Below are 16,711 nucleotides of genomic sequence, written 5' to 3' on the forward strand. Positions count from 1 at the left end.
TCGCGCTGCGGAACGTGCTTTCGGGGTTTTCCTTGCCGGTGTCTTCTTGCTCGCCATGGCGCCTGCTCGCTGGAGGGAGCGATCCAACATAGTCAGGCGCAGTGACAAGGTTGTGAGGAATGGACCGACCTAGACTTCGCGCGCCAACCGTTCCATCAGCGCCTCCAGCGGCATGGGCCGCCCCATCAGATACCCTTGCGCCTGGTCGCAGCCGTTGAACGCGAGCCATTCGAGCTCGCGCGGATCTTCCACACCCTCGGCGATGACCCGCAGCCCGAGGCCCTTGGCCAGTTCGATCAGCGCCTTGCAGATCGCGGCATTGCGGATGTCCTGATGCACGCCGGCGACGAAGCTCCTGTCCAGCTTCAGCGAGTCCAACGGCAGTTCCCTCAGGTAGGTCATGCTCGAGAAGCCCGTACCGAAATCGTCCACCGAAATGCAGACATCGGCACGCCGCAGCGCGTCCAGCGACCGGCGTACCTGGTCCGGTCGCCGCATCATCGCCGTCTCGGTGATCTCCACGTGGAAATGGCCCCCTTGCAGGCCACGCTCGCCGGCGACCCGCGTCAGCCACTCCGCGACGCCTCCGGCCGACAGCTGCTGCGCCGAGACGTTCACGGAAAGGGGAACCTCGCGCACGCGTCCGGCGCGCAGGGCCGCAACGGCGTTCGCCGCCTGCTCGATGACCCAGCAACCCAGCGGCACGATCAGCCCCGACTCTTCGGCGAGCGGGACGAACACCGCGGGCGACACCTCGCCCCATCGCGCGCTGCGCCAGCGGAGCAGCGTCTCGGCGGCCACGATCCGGCCGGTGGCGAGTTCGATGATGGGCTGGAAATGCAGGTGCAGTTCGTTCGCCGCGATAGCCTCGCGCAGGTCGCCGACCATCGCCAGGCGGCGCGCCGATTGCTCGGCCATGCCTTCGTAGTACGCGACCTCCCGCTGTCCGGTATTGCGTGCCTCCAGCGCCGCCAGCGCCGCATGGTCGACGACCTGCTCGGCGGTCGAGGCGTCGCCTTCATCGGCCGTCGCCACCCCTATCGACGCCTCGACCCGATAGCTTCCGCCTTCGAACTCCACCGGCACCGCGAGCGCGCTGGAAATCGCCTCGCACAGCTGCGGCGTGCGGGCGGGATCCGTCGACACCAGCACGAAGGCATCCGACGGCACGTAGGCCACCGGGCCATGGTGCTGTCCGATGCCGGACAGCCGGTCGGCGATCTCCGTCAGCAGCGCAAGGCCGAGGCGGCGCCCCAACGTGGGGGCCACGACCTCCAGATCGCGGACCTGCACGTAGACGGCGGCGAATCCCGTGGCCGTGCGTACACGCGACGCCTCCACCTCCACCAGCAACGCACTCAGCTTGAGCAGTCCGCTGGTTTCCTCGTGCGTGGCGCGCCACGCCAGTGCCTGTTCGTGCTCCACACGCTCGGTGACGTCTTCCGCCAGGACGAGCCGTGCGGCCTTGCCATCGAACGAGATCGCGCTGCCATAGACGCGGACGAACAACGTACTGCCATCCTTTCTCCTGTGCACCCACACCCGATCGTCGCTCGGGACATCCACCGGCCGCAGCAGATCATCGATGACTGCGTCGCGGTCTTCCTCGGGCCGGATGTCCAGGATCGACATGGAGAGGAATTCCTCCCGCGTGTACCCATAGCGTGCGACTGCGGCCTGGTTGACGGCCAGAAAGCGGAGCGAGGCCGCGTCGAAGACCCAGAAAGGCAGCGGATTGCGGTCGAACAGCTCCCTGAATTGACGCTCCGCGCGCTCCAGCTGCGCGCGCGCCTCCTGACGCCCGGTCACATCGACGATCGTGCCGGTCATCTGTTGCGCACCGGATGCCAGCGCGACCATCGCACCGGACGCTTCTATCCAGCGGATGGCGCCGCCCGGCAGGACGACGCGGTATTCGGCGCGGAAGCTGCGACCGGCGGCCAGCGCGTCGGAAAAGGTCGCCTGCACGCCGCGCCTGTCGTCCTCGTGCATCCGCATGAAGAAGTCCTCCAGCGGGATCAGCGCGTCCTTCTCGGCGAACCCGAACAACGACGCCGCCTGCGCCGTCGCGCGCACCCGCTCGCGTTCCTCGTCCAGTGCCCACACGCCTGCATGGGAAGCATCTTGGGCCTTGCTCAACCAGTCCGCGTGCCGGAGCAGCTCCGCCTGGGTGACGGCGCGCGCGCGTTCGGTCCTGACCAGCGCGCAACTGAAGTACGCGAAGACGAGCCAGTACGCCACCAGACAGAGCACGACCGCGACGCTGTAGTTTCACCACGACGCGAGCACATCGCGTTCGGCGAGCCCGACCGACGCGATGAACGGATAACCGCTGGTGGACGTGAAGCCCGCGTGGCGCTTGACGCCATCCAGCGAACTGACGAGCAGCACATGGGTGCTGCCGGCCTTGGCGAGCACCGGGACGTCGACGACCTTTCCCACATACCGACCGCTCTCACCGGTGCGGGCAAGAACCCGACCGGCCGTATCGAGGATGGCCGCGCTGCCGTGCGCCCCCACCTCAGTGCCCTCGAGCATGCGCGCGAGTTCCGACATGCGCAGTCTCGCCACCAGCCAATGGCCCTCCGGCGTCTTCAAGAAGAGCGGCAGGATGGGCTCGCCGGGACCGCCCCACTGGAGCGTGCCTACGCGCAGGCCCCGCGCGTTTCCGGGCGGCACGACGATGCGCGCGCTCGTCCCCGCGCCGACGCCCAACCGGATGGGGCTGCCGTCGTTGGCGTACAGATCCACGTCCTGGATCTCGGCGTTGCGTGCGATCAGGTCGCGGATCTCGCTGGCGAAATCCCATGTGCCGGACGCGTCCTTCGCAGCCGCATAGCTGTCGGCCGCCCGACCCAGACCGCGCAGCGCACGCTCGATATGGCGCAGTTCGTAGTGCAACAGGCGGTCGATGCCCTGGGCCATGCCCAGGGCGTGCCGCTGCGCGGCCTCCACGCGCGTGGCGCGGTCATGGAGGATAGCCGCCAGCATGACCCCCGTGAGGATCAGGCCCACGACGATGCCGAGACGGCGCCAGGAGGGTCCTGTCGCATCGCCGGACGTGGCGCCCGCGCTAGGCGGTGCGCCTGCTTGGCGCTGTCGTGATGAGTCCATTGCGCGCAGGTGTCAGTTCCGGGATCGGTCCGATGAGACGACGATCCGCGTGAAACTGTCGTGCTGTGGCGGCACGGGAAAACGTCTCAACAGGAAATAGCGGCAGCGCGCCGCGTCCCTTGAGGTCGGCCCATTGCCGCACCTCTAGTCGGCAGGGTAGGTCACATCCTCGCCTGCGGGACGGGCATCGGTATTCAGCGGATGAGGTTGCGGCGCGTCGTCGTCGATGATGTGAAGCACTTCCCAGCCGCGGTGGGTGAGCAGGTCGGCCATCAGCCGGCGATGGCAGCGCCACCACAACGATTCCGAGCACATCAGGGCGGTCCGTTGCGCAGAGGCCACCCCGACGGCGCGCGCGAGGCCCTCGGCGAACGCCGGGGTCGCCATATGATCGGCGTAGCCCCAGAATGCCGCATTGCGCCACGCGGCATTGACCGATTTCGGTCGCGGCCTGCGCCGGCCGCCGAGCTCGGGAATCCATTGGTAGCCGATCGCCGCCTGTGCCAGCAGATCAGCCAACGCATCGCGCCCGAACCAGGGATAGCGCCGCGAGCCGGGATGGCGGCGCACATCGGCGATGGACGCGATGCCATGGTGCCGTAGCAGCGCGACAAACCGTTCCGGGAGCCGCGTGGAATGGCCCACCGTCCAGATCACCCGTCGCGCGGAGCCTGGTCCGGGCGCCAGTTCCGACAGGTGGGCCACGGCCTAAGCGGGCTACTGCGTGAGCGCCTTGACCGCACCCTTCACCGTCGCCTTGGTCTTCTCGCCGGCCATCGCGGCCTGAGCCGCGGGCGATGCCTTCCATGCTTCGTAGTCCTCGTCCAGCTGCGCACGTTCTTCCGCGTTGAACAGCTTGCGCGCCATCTTGAACATGGTGGTTTCTTCTTCGGTGGCATGGTGGTCGATCAGCTCACCGAAGACCTTCGTCCGGCCAGCAAATTCGGGCGTACCCGGGTCCGCGGCATGCACTTCCGGAATGACCGTGTGCTCTACTGCGTGATGCTCCGTCAGCGCTTCGGCGTAGGTCTGCTGGCCGTCGCGATCCGCGCGCTCCTTGAAAGCCGGGTAGAAGACGCTTTCCTCCCACTTCGCATGTGGGATCAGCGACTCTTCGATGCGCTGCAGCAGGGTCTGGCGCTTCTTGACGCCACGGTCGGTGGTCTCCTTCAGCTCCGCGAACAGCCCGCGCAGCGTGTCGTGTTCTTCCTTGAGGGTCTTGAGGATGTCGCGCGCCATGTCGTGTTACCTGCCGTTAGGTTGGGTGCTTCAATCTGGCGAAGCGGATGTGGACAGGTTGTGTTGGCGATGCGGCCACGTGGCATCCACGACCGTTCACGCCGGCTCGATTCCCCTTGCCTGCGCCGCCCTCGATACGTGCCCATGCATGCCCGAAGGTCCTTCCATCGTGATCCTCAAGGACGCCGCGTCCAAGTTCGCCGGCCGGATCGTGCGTGACGTGGCCGGCAACAGCGGGCAGGACCTCACCCGCATGGCGGGCAAGCGGGTGGTCGCGCTGAGGAGCTGGGGCAAGCATTTTCTGATCGAGTTCCGCGGCTTCAGCATGCGCGTCCACATGCTGATGTTCGGCTCCTACTGCATCGACAGCGCCAAGCCCAAGCCGCCGCGCATGGCCCTGACCTTCGACAACGGCTCGCTCGTCTTCTACGCATCGTCGGTGAAGTACGTCGAGGGCGATCTGGACGATACCTACGACTGGCGCGTGGACGTCATGAACCCCGCCTGGGACCCGAAACTGGTGCGCCGCAAGCTCAAGACCCGGCCGCAGCAGCTCGTCTGCGACGCATTGCTCGACCAGGACACGTTCGCCGGCGTGGGCAACATCATCAAGAACGAAGTGCTGTTCCGCATCGGCGTTCACCCTGCCAGCCCGGTCGGGGCGCTGCCGCCGCGGAAGCTGACCCAGCTGATCGACCAGGCCCGCCAGTACAGCTTCGATTTCCTGGAGTGGAAAAGGCAGTACGTGTTGCGCAAGCACTGGAAGATCCACACGCGCCGCACCTGCCCCGTGTGCGGTGGGCCGGTGACGAAGGAGTACCTGGGAACCACGCGGCGCAGGACGTTCTTCTGCGTCCGCTGCCAGACGCTCCATCCTGCGCGTCCCTCCGCGTAGCGGCGCGGCTCGTACCCTGCGCACCGCGTGGGCGGATTGACATTGTGCTCACTCCGGCCTCCCTACGGTGAATCGACGGGTCGCCCCGTCGACGCCCCCTTCTTCTTCAGCTTCGTCCCCCTCCATGACGCCGCCCGCCTCCTACTCGTTCTTCCGACGGAATGGTCTTTCGCTGATGCTGACGGGCCTGTTCCTCGCGTTCGTCATGGCCCAGGTCGTGACCGGCCATCACGCCTACAACGAAGAGCGCTTGCAGGATCAGCTGCCCGCGATCGGGCTTTCCGCCTACCTCTCCAGCGGCCATTTCATCTCTGCCACGTTCGAGAACTGGGAGAGCGAGTTCCTGCAGATGGGCATGTATGTGCTGCTGACGGTGTGGTTACGGCAGCGTGGCTCGGCCGAGTCGCGACCGCTGGATCCAGCGGAGGAAGAAGAGCGGATCGACGAAGGTCCCACACCGTGGCCGGTGCGTGCGGGCGGATGGGCCAAGGCGCTGTACGCGCACTCCCTGGCCCTGGCCTTCATGCTCCTGTTCCTGGTCTCGTTCGTGCTCCATGCGCAGGGCAGCCACCTGCATGAGAACGAACAGCGCGCAGCCCAGGGCGAGCCGCCCATCAGCCTGGCCGAACACCTCACCGGCGCCCAGTTCTGGTTCGAGTCGTTCCAGAACTGGCAGAGCGAATTCCTGGCGGTGCTGTCCATCGTCGTGCTGTCGATCTTCCTGCGCCAGGACAAGTCGCCCGAGTCCAAGCCGCTGCGCGCGCCGCACGCGCAGACCGGCACATGAACGTGACTGCCGCACGGCGGTGCGATGAGCCGCCCGGCGGGGGCTTCTGACGGTCCGCCGATGTGGATGCCGTCCTGCTCTCGCGGATCCAGTTCGCGTTCGTCATCAGCTTCCATGTGCTGTTTCCGGCGTTCACCATCGGCCTGGCGAGCTGGCTTGCGTTCCTCGAATTCCGGTGGCTGAGGTCGCGCGATACCGTCTGGCGCGACCTCTATTTCTTCTGGATCAAGGTATTCGCCGTCTCGTTCGGCATGGGCGTGGTCAGCGGCATCGTGCTCAGCTTCCAGCTGGGGACGAACTGGTCGGGATTGAGCGCCTTCGCCGGCAGCGTGCTCGGCCCCCTGCTGGGCTATGAAGTCCTGACCGCCTTCTTCCTGGAAGCGAGCTTCCTCGGCGTGATGCTGTTCGCGTGGTCGCGCGTGCCGGAGAAGCTGCATTTCCTCTCGACCTGCATGGTGGCGCTGGGCACGCTGCTTTCGACGTTCTGGATCCTGTCGGCGAACAGCTGGCTGCATACGCCGCGCGGCCACGTGTTGGTCGACGGGGTGCTGCAGGTCGCCTCCTGGCGCGAGGTGATCTTCAATCCATCGTTCCCTTATCGGCTGGTGCACATGACGCTGGCGTCGTTCCTGACCACCTGCTTCGTCATCGGCGGTGTGGCGGGCTGGTACCTGCGCAAGGGCGTGCACCTGGAACCCGCGCGGCGCATGCTGCGCCTGGCCACCGCGTTCGCCTGCATCGTCGTGCCCTTGCAGATCGCCGCGGGGGACCTGCACGGGCTCAATACGCTGGAACACCAGCCCGCGAAGGTGGCTGCCATCGAGGGGCACTGGCATCAGGGAGCGGCGGGCGAAGGCGTTCCGCTGGTGGTCTGGGCCGTTCCCGACGAACAGGCCGAGCGCAACCGCCACGCCGTCGAGATTCCGCGACTCGGCAGCCTGGTACTGACGCATTCGTGGGACGGCCAGGTACCGGCGCTCGGCGACATCGCGCGCGACGACCGGCCTCCGGTGAAACCGGTGTTCTACGCGTTCCGCCTGATGGTGGGCATCGGCATGCTGATGCTGCTACTGGCCCTGACATCGGCATGGGCGTGGTGGCGCGGCACGCTCGAAACGCGCCGCTGGCTGCACGTCGCGTGGAACGCGATGCTGCCCGCCGGCTTCGTGGCGATCATCGCCGGATGGTTCGTCACCGAGATCGGTCGCCAGCCCTACGTCGTGCATGGCCTGTTGCGCACCGCGGACGCCGTCAGTCCGGTGAGCGCTGCCAGCGTGGCCGCCTCGCTGGCGGTCTACGTGCTGGCCTACGCGCTGGTCTTCGGTTTCGGTATCGCCTACCTGTACCGCATGCTGCGCCGCGGCCCCCTGCCCCACGAGCCGGAACCGCGTACCGAGGGTGGCGAGCGCACGCCTGCCCGCCCCCTCAGTGCGTCCGATGCCTCGCTGGAGGACGGCTGACATGCCGATGTCCGAATGGCTACCGGTGGTGTGGTTCGGCGTGATCGCGTTCGGCGTGCTGATGTACGTGGTGCTGGACGGTTTCGTCCTCGGCCTGGGCATCCTCGCACCGTTTGCGGAAGACGAAGCCCAGCTCGACCTCATGATGAACACCGCCGCGCCCATCTGGGACGGCAATGAAACCTGGCAGGTGCTCGGCGGCGCAGGATTGTTGGCGGCGTTCCCGGCCGCCTACGCCCTGATCCTGCCCGCGCTCTACCTGCCGGTGCTGTTGATGCTCGTGGCGCTGGTGTTCCGCGGCGTGGCGTTCGAGTTCCGCTTCAAGGCGCATACGACGCGGTGGATCTGGGGGGCCGCCTTCGCGCTGGGCTCGATCTGCGCAGCGTTCTGGCAGGGGGTCATCCTGGGGGCGCTGGTGCAGGGCCTGGGCGTGCCGTCGGCAGGCGACACCGTGTCGCCCTGGCACTGGTTCAGTCCGTTCTCGATGCTGACCGGGGTGGCGCTGGTGTTCGGCTACGGCCTGCTCGGCAGCACGTGGCTGATCCTGAAGACCGAGGGACCCGTGCACGCGTTCGCGCGCGTGCTGACGCGCCCGCTGGTCGTGGTGATGGCGGCCGCGATGGGCCTGGTGAGCGCGTGGCTGCCCTTCCTCAACTCGAAGGTCATGGCGCGCTGGTTCGAGGGCGGCATTTTCTGGTGGTTGTCGCCGGTGCCCGTGCTGGCCCTGTGCACGGCCGTCGCACTGTGGCGCGCAGCCACTGCGCCAGGACGCGATGCGCGTCCCTTCCTGCTGGCGCTCACGCTGTTCGCGTTGGCCTACGCGGGGCTGCTGCTCGGCCTGTGGCCGTATCTCGTCCCGCCGGTCCTGACCCTGTGGCAGGCCGCCGCGCCGCCGTCATCGCAGGGGTTCCTGCTCGTCGGCGTGGCGGTCCTGCTGCCCCTCATCCTTGGCTATACCGCGTGGTCGTATTCGGTGTTCCGGGGCAAGCTGCGCAGCGGCCAGGGCTACCACTGAGCGCGAACGTCACACGCCGAGATGGCGACGCACGGCGTCGACCGACGTGCCGACCGCGGCCACCACCGAGCGCAGCTGCTCGGGCGTGATGTCCAGCGCTTCGGACCAGTAGCGCAACTCGTGTTCTTCGTTGACGTTGATGCGGTCGCGGTCGGGCGATCCCGTGTTGCGAAGGTCGTCGTTCATGGCGGACTCCGTTGGAAAGCCAGTGATCTTGTTACAAGGACCTGCGTGGTCACGATGTGATGCGATTCTTTGACGTGGCGCGAACACGCATCAGGGATCGTCGGGAACGCCCTGGCGGATGCGCAGGCCGTCACTGCCGTCGAGTACGTCGAAGTGCGTCCTGCCGTGCGCGTCGCGCTGGAAATGCACATCCACCACCGCTTGGCCCACCCGTAGCCGGCGCAAGCGCAGCTCAGGCAGCCACTCGGGCAGGCACGGATCCAGCCAGAGCGTGTGGCCCGCCTGCGCGCGGATGCCGAGCAACGCCTGCACCAGCACGACCGGCGTCGAGGCGGACCACGCCTGCGGCGCGTTCGCGCCCACGTAGATCGCCGGAAACGGATGCAGGGCATCGCGTCCGTGGCCGCTCACGCATTCCGGCAGGCGCCGGCCTTCGCACAGATCGGCGAGCTGGAACTGGGCCATGCACAGCCGATGGCACTGCTCGATCGCGCCATAGCGCCGCAAGCCCAAGGCGAACGGACCATGCTCGACCGGCCATATCGTGCCGACGTGGTAACCATGCGGGTTGTAGGCGGCGTGCGCCGACGAAAGCGTGCGGATGCCCCAGCCGCTGAACATGTCCGGCGCGAAGGCGCGTTCGGCGACCTTCTTCGCGATTGCCGGTTCCAGGATGCCGCTGGCCAGGCAGCGCAGCGCATTCGATCCTATCGAGGGGATCGCGCGGCCCTTCGGGTCCAGGGCCATGGCGAGAAAGCCGGTCTCCTCCAGCCAGAAGCGTTCGTTGAAGCGGCGCTTCAGCTCGTCGGCCTCGCGCCGCAGCCTGCGTGCTTCGTCCAGACGGCCGAGACTCTCGAGCACGCCCGCAAACGACTGCTTGGATGCATAGACGATGGCCTGTTCCTCGCAGGTCGCGACCGGCTGCGGCACCACGCGGCCATCGAGGTCCACGATGGACTCCGACGAATCCTTCCATGTCTGGTTGTCGAGCCCTTTGGACGAGCGCGTCCGCACCGCGTAGAACGGCCCGGGCACCTGCAAGGCCTCTTCGTCCATCCACCGGAGGGCGCGCAGTGCCGGCTCGATCAGCGGGGCGACGCGCGCACGGTCGCCCGTCCAGTCCCAGAGTTGTGCCAGCGCGAACGGGAACAGGCCGGACGAGGTGAGGCTGCCGTAATAGCGCGCCGTCGGCCGCTCGTTGAGACACGCGGCCGGATCCTCGCGCGCCTCATGCAGCATGCGGCCGGGGGCCTCGTCGCGCCAGTCGTCGCGGCGCGTGCCCTGCATTTCGGCCATCAGTCCCAGGCTGCGCGCCAGAATCTCGGTGCCGAGCAGCGCGGATTGCCAGCCGGTGGTCAGCATGTCGCGGCCAAACAGCGCCAGGTAGGCCGGCGCGCCCGCCGCCACGGTCCAGGCATCGTCCGCATCGAAGCGCGGCAGTCGCAGCGCGTGCAGATCGCGCTGCGCGCGTGCGAGCAGACCGACGACATCGATCTGCGGACCTTGCGTACTGCGTCGCCCGTCGTCGGCGAGCACCGATGCGTCGACCCAGGCAGGATGCACGCGTTCACGCAAGGCAGCGGCGTCCCCTCCGGGGCATGGCGGTGAGGGCAGCGCATCGCCATCGATGGACACGTCCCAACGCAGGCAGGCGTGCCATGTTCCGCGCGCCGGCAGGCGGAGACGGAAGCGGATCCGGCAAGGATCGTCCGCCGGCTCGGCCGGGTGATCGACTTGCAACCGCAGGGTCATCTCCCGCGTGCGGGTGAGGCCGTCGCCGGAATCCTTGCGCTGTGCGCGATAGCGCCAGCGCCGATCGACGGCCGCATGGGTATCGGCCACAGCGCGGACGACGCGACCACGGGACGTGTCGGAATTCCCGGCCTCGTCCTGACCGACGAAGTCGCCGTCCGCGCGCAGTTCCAGCACCATCTCGACATCCCGGTCCGTGTGGTTGCTGACGCGCAGGTCCTCGTGCAGCCCCTCACCGACCGTGCGGACGAGCAAGAGCTCCAGGCCTGCGTTGGCCGCGTCGCCCTGTCGCGACTGCGGGGCGCCCGCCTTGCCGCGCGGCGCGACCAGGTAATAGCCATGCCACTGGTCCTGGCGCGCGGGCGACAGGCTCGCCGGGATCAGCCGCTGTCCGCCCACGCGCAACGCATGCGCCGCCAACACCCGCGTTTCCCGCACGAACAAACCGTGGTCTTCGCCGGCCCGCAGTTCGCCGTCCGGACCCGCGACCAGGGCGGTCTCGCCGTGGGTGATGATGTGGCACTGCGGACGCGCGCGCAGGTGGACCAGGCCCTGATCGTGCGAGGGTAATGTCGTCCCGTCCTGCATGCATCACTCCAGCGCAGGCAGCACGTGGCGCCCGAATGCATCGATGAAGGCTTGCTGGTCGCGATTTACGTTGTGCAGGTACATGGCGTCGATCTCCAGGTCGAGGTAGCCGCGAAGGGCGTTGAGGTGGTCGTCGAGGCGGGCGCTCACGTGCACGGCCTTCCGGATCTCCGCCTCGCCCACGTCGCGCGCAGCCCGCTCGAATGCCTCCGGCGTCCGCAGCGCTTCTGTCTTCTCCGGCGGCAACGCGTTGGTCCGCCACTGATCGAGCGCTCCTTGTAACGCTTCGTCCTCATGCTTCGCATAGGAAAGCTTGACCTGCAGGGACACCGGCTTGCCCTGCCCGCCCCCCGTGCGGAAGGCCTCGATCACCTCCTGCACCGGCGCCGCAGGCGCGGCGACGGTGATCAAGCCGTCCGCCCAAGTGGCGGCCCAGCGCGCGGTATCGGGCGTCAATGCCGCCACGTAGACCTTGGGCATGTGCGCGGGCCGGCTGTACAGCGCGGCCTCCCGCACCGCGAAGTGGCCGTCGTGGCTCACGCGTTCGCCGCGCCACAGCGCGCGCATCACATCCACGGCGTCCTGCAGCCGCGCGTTGCGAACGTCCTTCGTGGGCCAGTCGTCGCCCGCCGCCCATTCGTTCAGGGCTTCGCCGCTGCCCGCCGCCAGCCAGAAGCGATCGCCGAACAGGCAGCCCAGCGTGGCGACGGCCTGCGCAATCACCATGGGGTGGTAGCGGCCGACCGGTGCGTTGACCACGCCGAACGGAAAGCGGGTGCGCGCCATGGCCGCCCCGAGCCATACCCAGGCGTGACCGCTCTGTCCTTGCGCCTGGCTCCACGGATGGAAATGGTCGGAACACATGGCGCCGCCGAAGCCGGCCTGCTCGGCGCGGACGACATGCTCGACCAAGGCGCCAGGCGTGAATTGTTCGTGCGATGCGTGGTAACCGATCAGCGTCATCCGGAGATCTCCTTGGTCTCCACTATCCATGCAAGCGCTGTGGTGCCCTCGTGAAGCGGCGGTCCACATCCTCATCACGAGCGGCGCAGCAGCGTCGCCTCGTAACCGGAGAACTGCAGATGAGCACAACGCATGCGACGCCACCGATCGGCGCACACCGCTGGGTGATCCCCGAGGGCTATATCCCGCGTGAAAGCCATGGACCTGCGCCGGAGCTGGAGAGCCATGAAGCCTGCTGCATCCTCAACGCGGGCGACCGCTACGCGCGGGTCGAGATCACCATTTTCTATACCGACCGCGACCCTGCCGGACCGTATCGGCACACGGTGCCGCCACGGCGAGCGGTGCATCTGCGTTACAACGATTTCGACGATCCCGAGCCGATTCCGCGTGCGACACCGTACGCCAGCATCGTCGAGTCCAGCGAGCCGGTCGTCGTGCAGTACACACGCCTGGACTCGCGACAGGCGGAAAACGCGTTGATGACGTCGCTCGCGCATCCCTGCTGACACGTCGCAAGGCGTGCGAATGTAAGACGCGCGTGCACGTATCCGTTCGTTGCGTTCGCGGTCGCTATACGTGCGAACCGACAGACTGCAGACATACTTTCCCAGGAGATGCCCGTGGCGATTCCCGACTACCCCAAGCCGCCCTTCAAGCCGCAGCAGCAATCGTTCCCCGGCAAAACGGAAAAGATGGACCCCCGCCCCGACCACGGCGAGGAGAGCTACGTGGGGCATGGAGTGCTGCAAGGCAAGCGTGCCCTCATCACCGGCGGCGACAGCGGTATCGGTGCCGCGGTGGCCATCGCCTATGCGCGGGAGGGCGCCGATGTCGCCATCGCCCATCTGCCATCGGAGAAAGCAGACGCGGCGCGGATCGCCGCGATGGTGGAGGCAGAAGGCCGCACGGTGGCGACGCTGCCCTGCGACATCAGCGATCCCGCGCAGGCCGAACAACTGATCCAGGACACGGTCGATGCCCTCGGCGGCCTCGATGTGCTGGTCAACAACGCCGCCTACCAGAAGTATTACGAGCGCTTCGAGGACATCACGCTGGAAGAATGGGAGAAGACGTTCGCGACCAACGTGCATGCGGCATTCAACCTGGTGCGCATGGCGCTCCCGCACCTGCAGCCCGGCGCGTCGATCATCAATACGGCCTCGGTGCAATCCAAGAAGCCCAGCCCCAACATCCTGCCGTACGCGGCGACCAAGGGTGCCATCGCCAACCTGACCATCGGCCTGGCGGGCACGCTCGCCGAGAAGGGCATCCGCGTGAACGCGGTGCTCCCGGGCCCGATCTGGACGCCGTTCATTCCGGCTGGCATGTCCGAAGAGGAGGTCAAGGACTTCGGCGGGCACGTACCGATGGGACGTCCTGGCCAGCCAGCGGAGCTGGCCTCGGCTTACGTGATGCTGGCCGCGGACACCGCGAGCTACACCTCGGGCACGCTGCTGACGATCGCCGGTGGCGCCGTCACGTTGTGACAATGCGCGCGCCATCTTCGTGATCCTCGCGCAGGTAGCCGTTACGCTAACCGACGCGGACGCGACGACACGCGTGGCCTCGTACGCAGATTCTTAACGCACGCACGAGCAGCATGATCGGGAGTGTGAGGGAGTGACGTGGATGGCTAGCCGCTTGGCAGGACGAAAAGTGATGATCGTCGAGGACGAGTACCTGTTGGCCTCAGCCCTGCAGGACGCGGTCGAACAGTTGGGGGGCGAGGTCGTCGGACCATTCGCTCGCGTCCAGCAGGCCATGCAATCCATCGACGCGGGCAACCTGCCTGATGTGGGGCTGCTGGACGTGAACCTCGGGTCGGAATATTCGTTTCCGCTGGCCGATGCGCTCGCCCAGCGCGGCATCCCTGCGGTCCTGATCACGGGCTACGACACCGGCGCGCTCCCGGAGGCGTACCGCTCGCTTTCCTACCTGCGCAAGCCGTTTGACATGGCCTCCATCCGCTCGACGCTGGATCGCGTCGAGCTCCACGACGGCGGCACGGGCGGCACGACGCATTAGACAACCGTGCCCCTTCCTCAGAGGAACTGGGCACCTGCCCCCACGGCAATCGAGAACGCGCCGACCGTCGTCAGCCAGCGCACGCGCGCACGCGTTCCGGCGCCGGCCAGATACGTGACCGTGGCGAGCACCAGTCCATAGGCGACGCTGCCGAGCAGGACGGGATGGATGAGCAGCGACATGGTGTCCTCGGGGTTCGAAGGTGGCATGGCCACGGGCAGTCTTGGCGTGGTGAATACATCGCGCGCTGTCGTGCCGACGTGATGCCGTGGCGCGGACAACCTCTTCATGCGGGGTTGCCGAGAGTGGTCTTGCGGCATTCCGCCGCCGAGGACACCTTCATGACGACCCAACGCGACACCCGCGCCCAGCAAGCACAACCCGGCCGCCAGCCGAACGATCCCCAGCGTCAACCCGCCGAGGAAGGGCAAGGTACGCCCGGCGGCAACGACGAAGAGGAATGACCCAGCCCGCACGCCGCCCTGATGGAACGGCGTGCCGGCGTCTTGGCCGAATGCCTGGACACGCAGGCACCTATCCACCCTCCCCACCCTGGAGACCGACATGACTCCCCGCTACTCCGTTCTGATGGCGTCGCTCGTCGTCGCGCTTGCCCTCGTTGCCTGCAACGAGCGGCGCGATGACGGCGACGCGACCGCAGCAGCCGACGTGCCCGCCGTGGATCCGACCACCACCACCCCGCCCGATACGGCTGCCGGCTCCGATGCGATGCCGGCGACCGATCAGCCGAGCGATGCGACTGCCGACGCTTCCGCCGCGACGGCGGCCCCTTCCGAACGTGCGGCACTCGGTGTGCTGAACGCGATCAACGATCATGAAATCGCGGCAGGCAAGCAGGCCCTGGCCAAGGGCGTGCAGGGCGAGATCGCCACGTACGCGCAGATGATGATCGACCAGCACGGCGAAAACCGTACCCGAACCAGCGCCCTCGGCGCGGACGCCGCCGGTGCGGATGCCCGCGCGCAGCAGCAGAAGGGCGAAGCCGAACTGGCGAAGCTGGATGCGCTCTCAGGCGACGCCTATGCGAAAGCCTACGTCGACGCCATGGTCAAGGGACACACCGAAGCCCTTGCTGCGCTCGATGGCGCGCTCATCCCCGCCGCCACCACCCAGGCCGTACGCGACCACCTTGCGAGTACGCGCGGGCACGTGGCCGAACACCTGGAGCGTGCGAAAGCGCTGGCGGGACAGGCGCGCTGATCCGCCGCGGCGTTCTGCACGGTCAGGGCTCCGTCGTCAGGGGCACCTCGATCGTGCAGTGAACGCCGCCAGGCGTCAGGGAATAGCGTGTGCGCGCACGCAACTGGTGCGGCAGCGCGCGCTCGATGAGTTCCCGGCCGTAGCCGCGGGCCAGCGTGGGCGTCGCGGTGTCCACTTCCACGCCCGTTTCGGTCCATTCCACGCGCAATACCTCTTCGCCTTCCGGCCAGCGATGCGGCGCCCAATGGATCGACAGGCGCCCCTCCGGAGAAGAGAGGGCGCCGTACTTGACCGCATTCGTCGCCAGCTCATGCAGGGCCAGGGCGAATATCTGCAGGCTGGAGGAACGCAGGCGAATGCCGGGTGGCCCGCGCAGCTCGACCTGGTCGCCGGAGACGCCGTGCGCCCGCAGTTCCTCGTGCAACAGGTCGTCGAAGCTCGCGCGGTCGCCTTCGGGGAGGCGCGACAACAATCCGTGCACGCGCGCCACGGCGCCCAGCCGGTCCAGGTAGGTCGTCTCGAAGTCCACCAGCGTGCCGCTCTCGCGCAGGGTCTTGGACGCGATGGACTGCACGACCGCCATCAGGTTGCGGGTGCGGTGCTGCAGCTCGGCCACCATGACCTGCATCCGGTCGGAGGCTTCGCGCTCGGCGGTCGTATCGTGGCCGATGCCGCCGATGCGGACGACTGCCCCGCTGTCGTCGCGCAACGGAAACTTGGTATTGCGCATCCAGCGCACGCCTCCGTTGCCGCCGCGGCGGATGCGGTACTCCGTGGTCACCCGCTCGCCTGCCTTCACCCGCTCCAGAGCGGTATGCACGATGTGCCGGTCCTCGGGCAGGATCAGGTCGAGCCAGCCGTCCAGCTCCGGATGGTCGAGCATGGCGCGATGGTCCAGCCCGTAGATGTGATCGAACGCCTGGCTGAGGTATTCCAGCCGCAATGTCTCCGCGTTGCGGATCCACAGGACGTCGGACGATGCGTCACCGAACTGGCGGAAGCGGGCCTCGCTTTCGCGCAGCAGGCGTTCGGCGGCCAACTGCTCGGTGACATCCTCCATCACTCCGATCATGCGGGTCGCATTGCCGGCATCGTCGTAGTAATAGAAGCCGCGCGCCGCGCATGTCCGCACCGTTCCGTCGGGCCACATGACGCGAAGCCGGTGCGCGTAGTCGGTCTGGCGGTGCTGCGCGTCCTGCAGCACGCGCACCGCCTCCTCGCGGTCGTCGGGATGCACGCGGTCCAGCCAGGCCTGGAGGCTCGGCATGACCTCACCCGGGCGATATCCCTGGATGCGGTAGTGCTCGTCCGACCAGATCACTTCGCCGGTCTGGATGTTCCAATCCCAGCTGGCGAGTCCTCCCGCCTTGAGGGCGAGTTGAAGGCGCTCCTCACTGACCTGGCCTGCTTCATCCATCGTTCGACCCTGTTGCTCGCGCCGTAACCGCCGATTGTTTGCGGCA

General features: G+C 67.5%; 18 protein-coding genes. 9 read left to right on the plus strand and 9 right to left on the minus strand.

Features of this window, described 5'->3' with window-relative positions:
* Positions 1–129 precede the first annotated feature (129 nt).
* The 4 genes from AC23D6_RS14770 to AC23D6_RS14785 all read right to left on the minus strand — a co-directional run bounded on the left by AC23D6_RS14770 (position 130) and on the right by AC23D6_RS14785 (position 4,353).
* Positions 130–2,241, minus strand: coding sequence for a putative bifunctional diguanylate cyclase/phosphodiesterase (locus tag AC23D6_RS14770; protein WP_487749973.1), 2,112 nt, complete (start codon positions 2,239–2,241; stop codon positions 130–132).
* A gap of 30 nt (positions 2,242–2,271) precedes the next feature.
* The gene (locus tag AC23D6_RS14775) at positions 2,272–3,015 is read right to left on the minus strand and encodes a hypothetical protein (protein ID WP_487749974.1); all 744 of its coding nucleotides are present in this window, start codon (positions 3,013–3,015) and stop codon (positions 2,272–2,274) included.
* A 243-nt stretch (positions 3,016–3,258) separates the two neighbouring features.
* Complete coding sequence (locus tag AC23D6_RS14780) at positions 3,259–3,819, minus strand: DUF488 domain-containing protein (RefSeq protein ID WP_487749975.1); 561 nt, start codon at positions 3,817–3,819, stop codon at positions 3,259–3,261.
* 12 nt (positions 3,820–3,831) lie between these two features.
* A complete protein-coding gene (locus AC23D6_RS14785; RefSeq protein WP_487749976.1) occupies positions 3,832–4,353 on the minus strand; it encodes a hemerythrin domain-containing protein in 522 nt (173 codons plus the stop codon).
* Between the two features lie 148 nt (positions 4,354–4,501).
* On the opposite strand from AC23D6_RS14785, the gene AC23D6_RS14790 reads away from it, so the two are divergent.
* The 4 genes from AC23D6_RS14790 (at position 4,502) to cydB (ending at position 8,510) form a co-directional block, all read left to right on the plus strand.
* Positions 4,502–5,248 carry a DNA-formamidopyrimidine glycosylase family protein gene (locus tag AC23D6_RS14790; protein WP_487749977.1) on the plus strand — a complete coding sequence of 249 codons (747 nt, stop codon included), beginning with the start codon at positions 4,502–4,504 and terminating at the stop codon, positions 5,246–5,248.
* A 124-nt stretch (positions 5,249–5,372) separates the two neighbouring features.
* A complete protein-coding gene (locus AC23D6_RS14795) occupies positions 5,373–6,035 on the plus strand; it encodes a DUF6766 family protein (protein ID WP_487749978.1) in 663 nt (220 codons plus the stop codon).
* 62 nt (positions 6,036–6,097) lie between these two features.
* Positions 6,098–7,495, plus strand: coding sequence for a cytochrome ubiquinol oxidase subunit I (locus AC23D6_RS14800; protein ID WP_487749979.1), 1,398 nt, complete (start codon positions 6,098–6,100; stop codon positions 7,493–7,495).
* Position 7,496: 1 nt separating this feature from the next.
* Positions 7,497–8,510 (plus strand): cytochrome d ubiquinol oxidase subunit II, encoded by a 1,014-nt coding sequence (gene cydB, locus AC23D6_RS14805; protein WP_487749980.1) that lies wholly within the window; start codon positions 7,497–7,499, stop codon positions 8,508–8,510.
* A 9-nt stretch (positions 8,511–8,519) separates the two neighbouring features.
* Here the strand turns inward: cydB and AC23D6_RS14810 are convergent, their stop codons facing one another.
* The 3 genes from AC23D6_RS14810 to AC23D6_RS14820 form a co-directional block, all read right to left on the minus strand.
* Complete coding sequence (locus AC23D6_RS14810; RefSeq protein ID WP_487749981.1) at positions 8,520–8,696, minus strand: DUF3606 domain-containing protein; 177 nt, start codon at positions 8,694–8,696, stop codon at positions 8,520–8,522.
* A gap of 90 nt (positions 8,697–8,786) precedes the next feature.
* The gene (locus AC23D6_RS14815) at positions 8,787–11,036 is read right to left on the minus strand and encodes an amylo-alpha-1,6-glucosidase (protein ID WP_487749982.1); all 2,250 of its coding nucleotides are present in this window, start codon (positions 11,034–11,036) and stop codon (positions 8,787–8,789) included.
* 3 nt (positions 11,037–11,039) lie between these two features.
* Positions 11,040–11,999, minus strand: coding sequence for a TIGR03885 family FMN-dependent LLM class oxidoreductase (locus tag AC23D6_RS14820; protein WP_487749983.1), 960 nt, complete (start codon positions 11,997–11,999; stop codon positions 11,040–11,042).
* Between the two features lie 119 nt (positions 12,000–12,118).
* On the opposite strand from AC23D6_RS14820, the gene AC23D6_RS14825 reads away from it, so the two are divergent.
* From AC23D6_RS14825 to AC23D6_RS14835, 3 genes are all read left to right on the plus strand, one after another.
* On the plus strand, positions 12,119–12,508 hold the full coding sequence (locus AC23D6_RS14825; RefSeq protein WP_487749984.1) for a sensory rhodopsin transducer: 390 nt from the start codon (positions 12,119–12,121) through the stop codon (positions 12,506–12,508).
* A 114-nt stretch (positions 12,509–12,622) separates the two neighbouring features.
* Entirely contained in the window at positions 12,623–13,489 is an 867-nt protein-coding gene (locus AC23D6_RS14830; protein ID WP_487749985.1) for an SDR family oxidoreductase, read from the plus strand.
* A gap of 172 nt (positions 13,490–13,661) precedes the next feature.
* The gene (locus AC23D6_RS14835; RefSeq protein WP_487749986.1) at positions 13,662–14,027 is read left to right on the plus strand and encodes a response regulator; all 366 of its coding nucleotides are present in this window, start codon (positions 13,662–13,664) and stop codon (positions 14,025–14,027) included.
* Between the two features lie 17 nt (positions 14,028–14,044).
* On the opposite strand, the gene AC23D6_RS14840 is transcribed toward AC23D6_RS14835, so the two are convergent.
* On the minus strand, positions 14,045–14,209 hold the full coding sequence (locus AC23D6_RS14840) for a hypothetical protein (RefSeq protein WP_487749987.1): 165 nt from the start codon (positions 14,207–14,209) through the stop codon (positions 14,045–14,047).
* 159 nt (positions 14,210–14,368) lie between these two features.
* On the opposite strand from AC23D6_RS14840, the gene AC23D6_RS14845 reads away from it, so the two are divergent.
* A complete protein-coding gene (locus AC23D6_RS14845) occupies positions 14,369–14,491 on the plus strand; it encodes a hypothetical protein (protein WP_487749988.1) in 123 nt (40 codons plus the stop codon).
* A 100-nt stretch (positions 14,492–14,591) separates the two neighbouring features.
* Positions 14,592–15,248 carry a DUF4142 domain-containing protein gene (locus tag AC23D6_RS14850; protein WP_487749989.1) on the plus strand — a complete coding sequence of 219 codons (657 nt, stop codon included), beginning with the start codon at positions 14,592–14,594 and terminating at the stop codon, positions 15,246–15,248.
* Between the two features lie 22 nt (positions 15,249–15,270).
* On the opposite strand, the gene AC23D6_RS14855 is transcribed toward AC23D6_RS14850, so the two are convergent.
* The gene (locus AC23D6_RS14855) at positions 15,271–16,665 is read right to left on the minus strand and encodes a sensor histidine kinase (RefSeq protein ID WP_487749990.1); all 1,395 of its coding nucleotides are present in this window, start codon (positions 16,663–16,665) and stop codon (positions 15,271–15,273) included.
* Between the last annotated feature and the right edge of the window lie 46 nt (positions 16,666–16,711).

The sequence above is a fragment of the Pseudoxanthomonas sp. G3 genome, from assembly GCF_057654715.1.